Source organism: Novosphingobium sp. B-7 (genome assembly GCF_000410615.1).
Classification (GTDB): Bacteria; Pseudomonadota; Alphaproteobacteria; order Sphingomonadales; family Sphingomonadaceae; genus Novosphingobium; species Novosphingobium capsulatum.
Genome location: NZ_APCQ01000118.1, coordinates 1 through 3,727, shown reverse-complemented (window position 1 = coordinate 3,727; position 3,727 = coordinate 1). Strand labels below are relative to the sequence as shown.

At 62.5% G+C, this 3,727-nt stretch carries 3 protein-coding genes; all 3 read right to left on the bottom strand.

Translation table 11 applies throughout. From position 1 onward, the window contains the following. Window positions 1-137: 137 nt before the first annotated feature. The gene (locus H926_RS0101170; protein ID WP_022674670.1) at window positions 138-608 is read right to left on the bottom strand and encodes a hypothetical protein; all 471 of its coding nucleotides are present in this window, start codon (window positions 606-608) and stop codon (window positions 138-140) included. Beyond that, a complete protein-coding gene (locus tag H926_RS0101165) occupies window positions 605-2,728 on the bottom strand; it encodes a tyrosine-type recombinase/integrase (protein WP_237740954.1) in 2,124 nt (707 codons plus the stop codon). The genes H926_RS0101170 and H926_RS0101165 overlap by 4 nt, the downstream gene beginning before the upstream one ends. After that, on the bottom strand, window positions 2,725-3,727 hold a 1,003-nt coding region (locus tag H926_RS0101160; protein ID WP_022674668.1), incomplete at its 5' end, for a tyrosine-type recombinase/integrase. The genes H926_RS0101165 and H926_RS0101160, both read right to left, overlap by 4 nt.

The window sequence follows — 3,727 nt, the reverse complement described above, 5'->3', positions numbered from 1 at the left end:
TCAATGGCTTGATGGCATTATGCCTGTCCATTGTGTTTCGCTAATTATTTGGACGATCAAGGGAGTTGGAAGTGCAAGACGCCGTAGGCGGCTCACTTCCTACTCGATTGATCGTAACCCGATGGGAGCGGAACGGTTCAGTCTTCGGCGGACGGCAGCGGTTCGGGGGACTGTCCAGGGGACACGCGCGTCAGGACAGCTGTGTAGAGCTGACGCCAGTGTTCGGCTTTGCCGCGCTCACGTTCCGCCGTTCGGTCCGCCTTGGCCTTTTCGGCACGGGCATCCCGCAGTTCGGTCTCAAGCCGCTCGATCTTGTTGCGGAGCGCCGCTTCGATGTGCCGGTATTCCTCGGGCGTTCGCAGCGGGACCTTCTTGCCGTCGATGACCTCGGTTTCTGCACGGGTCTCGACGCGTTCCTCGCCGATTTCATCGGCGAAGTTATTGTAGAGGTACTGACGGCTGACCTTGGCCTCACGAGCCACCGAGACGAACGTCACAGCCTGCCTGGTCTCGCGCAGTTGCATGATTGCGTCCTCGACCGCGGCGCGCTTTTCAGCGCTACGACGGCTGCGGGCATCGTTGAGAGTGGCGATCCGTAGATCAGTCATTGCGTCGCTTCCTCCCGAGCAGCGCTCGGCCTGTAGCGCTGCTTTTGACCTTTGTAGAGACCGTGCTCCTCGATGGAACGGATGATGGTGTCAGTGTTGTGGACGGCATCCTTGTTGCGTTGCAGCCGCTTGCGCGTGATGTCGGCCATGCGGGCCTGACCGCCTTCCTCGTAATCCCGCGCTTCCTGTTCGAGGCCTTCGATCGCGACGTAAAGTCCGGCGCGCTCGCAGCGGAAGTGCTCGAGGTCGTCGCCATCGGCGCGGAAGAACCGGCAGGTCAGGCAGGCATGGGCGTGCTCGCACCATTCGCCAAGCTGGCCGGGCAGCGTACAGGCGCCGCCACTGACCCGCGTCGCCAGCATGGTTTCCTTGCGCAGCAGGAGATCGCCGACGGCCTCGTCGACCTTGCCCGCGATCGTGAAGAACTGGCCGCCACCTTTCCGCAGCAAGGCGTTCTTCTTGAGGTCGAGACGCTTGTTGACGTACATCGACGCCATATCGGGCGAGGCATGGCCCAGTTCGAACATGATGCTGAGGATGTCATGGCCTTCGGCCGCCATCTGCGTCCCGCGATGGTGGCGCAGTGGATGCCACGAGAAGTCGAACGGCTTGCCCTCGCCATCGACGATTCCATGCCTGAGGCACAGCATCTTGAGTTCCTGCAAGGTCCAGTTGTAGCCGAGGAACGACTCCCGTTTGCCGGAGAAGACCGGGAACAGGTATTTGGTGACGCGCCCGTAACGCTGCCGGACATGATCCCGCTGCGCCTCGATCAGCTTGATCATCGCCTGGTGCGCAGGATCGGTGACCAGCAAGGGCTTGGTATTCCAGCGGCTGACCTTGTTCTGCCAGAACGTGAACAGCATGAAGCGCGTGTCGTGCGGATCGGGCCGCAGGCAGTCGAAGAGCAGGGCATGCAGGTCTTCGGCCCGCGCCCCGGTCGTGACGCCGATCATGAAGATTACCGGGATAGGGGCGGGCAGTTCGTCGAGCCTGGCCACCATGGCCGCCAGGGCTTCCGGCGGGGCGGCCCGGTTGGCACCCTCGCGTGATGCGTAAAGCCGGTTCCGCGGGTCGTCCGGTGCCTGCTTGTAACGGATGCGCCGTGCGGCGCGCTTGTCGAGTGCGATCCGCGGCCATTGGCCTGGCAGCAGGACCGGAGCCGCGCGCAGGAGTTGCACGATGTCGGTGTACCAGTTCTTGCCTGCGGCATTTCGCGCGTTTCCCCATGCGAGGTAACGCTCCATCGTCAGTTCAGTGACTCGCCCGGGCTCGGCGATGCCCTCGCCGTGCAGGAACTGCCCGAAGGTTCGCAAGCGCGATTGCATTCCCACAAGGGTCGCCGGCGCAAGTTCGCCATGTGCGACCTTGTCGAGCAGGAAGCCGCGCATCAACGGGCGCAGCCAAGGCTCGAAGCACAGGAAGTTCAGATAAGTGTCGCTTCGGCGTTGCCGGTCGCGGAAGCGCGTGTCCTCCTCGCTGTAAAGATCGTTGATCCAGATGATGTCGCGGTCATGCATCGGCGCCATCTGCGCCCGATTGATGATCGAGAAGCGATGGATATCACCGAACAGCTGCACTTCCGGTGATCGATACTGGGTGGTGACGATCTCGCCGTCCCGGATCCATTGGCGGGTCTGGCTTTGCCTCCGCCGCCCGTACTGTTCGCCGTACCATGTGGCGTAGAGTTCGAGGACGGCATCGTTGTGGCATTTCGTCTTCGCAGTATCGCCATCTGACGCGCCGAAGCCCGGGTGGGGGATGTCCGCCAGACAGCCCGCTCCAAAATGCTGAAGCAGGCTTGCGCCTTCCTCGACGAGATATCGGATCACCGGGATCCGGCGCTGGAACCATTGGGTGTCGGCCTTGCGATCATCGAGCACCGATGCCGCGAGGTAGGCCTTGATCTCGTTGGTCAGCACCGGAACCGCAGCGCTGAGCGGCAGACTTGCGTATGTCTGGCTCAGCCAGGAATGGCCGAACACCTCGTTCATTATGGCGTCTGACCAGACAGGATTCTCAACGAGAAGGGGGGATAGTCCCCCGAGCCGAGCTTCGAGCCAGTTGCTGTAGCGATCGGTATCATGCGGTGTGCCGCCGACGAGCGCCAGCGGCGTCATGCCCATCGCATATCCCTTCTAAGAAGCTCTGCCTCGCGAAGTTTCTCAAGCCTTTCATGCACCTCGTCGGGACCTGTGAGGTAAAGCCTGCGGATTTCCGAGGCGAACAGGTGCTGGTAGAACGCGGCCGTTGTCTGCGGGCTGGCATGTCCGAGGCGATCGGCCACTTCGAGCAGGCTGTATCCCGCCGCGATCGCTTCGGATGCATGGCTGTGGCGGAACATGTGCCAGCTGAAGTCGATATGCGTGCGCTGCTCGAGCAGGCCCGCGAGCTTTTGGGCATAGGACAGGCTCATGGCGTGCCCGATCATGCCGACTTTCACATTGGCGAAGACGTACTCCGCTCCGGACTCGAAGGCCGGGAGATATTCGTCGCTGGTGAGGTAGTCGACGTACATGTTGAGCACGTAGTCGTGGACCGGCACACCGCGCGTCCGGCCGGATTTGGCGCGGGCGCCATTGGCATTGTCTTCGCGCGGAACGACCCAGACGACCTTTTCAGCGAGGTCGATGTCGACATGGCGCAGACCCAGCGCTTCGCCGATCCTGAGACCGGTATTGTAGAGCAGCACGATCAGGAACGCGTCGCGCGCGAGACCGCACGCCTCGATCAGCCGCAGGACCTCGCTTGGCGTCAGGCGCTTCTTGAGCACCTGCTGCTGTACACGGCCGGGATCGCCCGACAGATAGCGGTCCTTGCGCCGCGTCGTGCGACGCTGGCTGATATGCTCGAGGAACGGCTTGTAGATCCGGTGCCCGTCATAGACCTTGCTGACCTCAGCCGTATCGACCGCGAAGTCGTCGGTGCCGTTATAGAAGCGGTAGAACGATTTGATCGCCAGCTGGATCTGGTTGCGCGTCGATGGCGCCAGAACCCGCGTTTCCTGCTTTCGCAGCAGGATCAGCCGCGGGCTCGGCAAGGCATCCTTTCGCCGGGCAAGCCGCCAGGCAAGGAAGCCGTCGTAGAGCGCAACCGTGGCTTCATGGATGCCGGCGCCG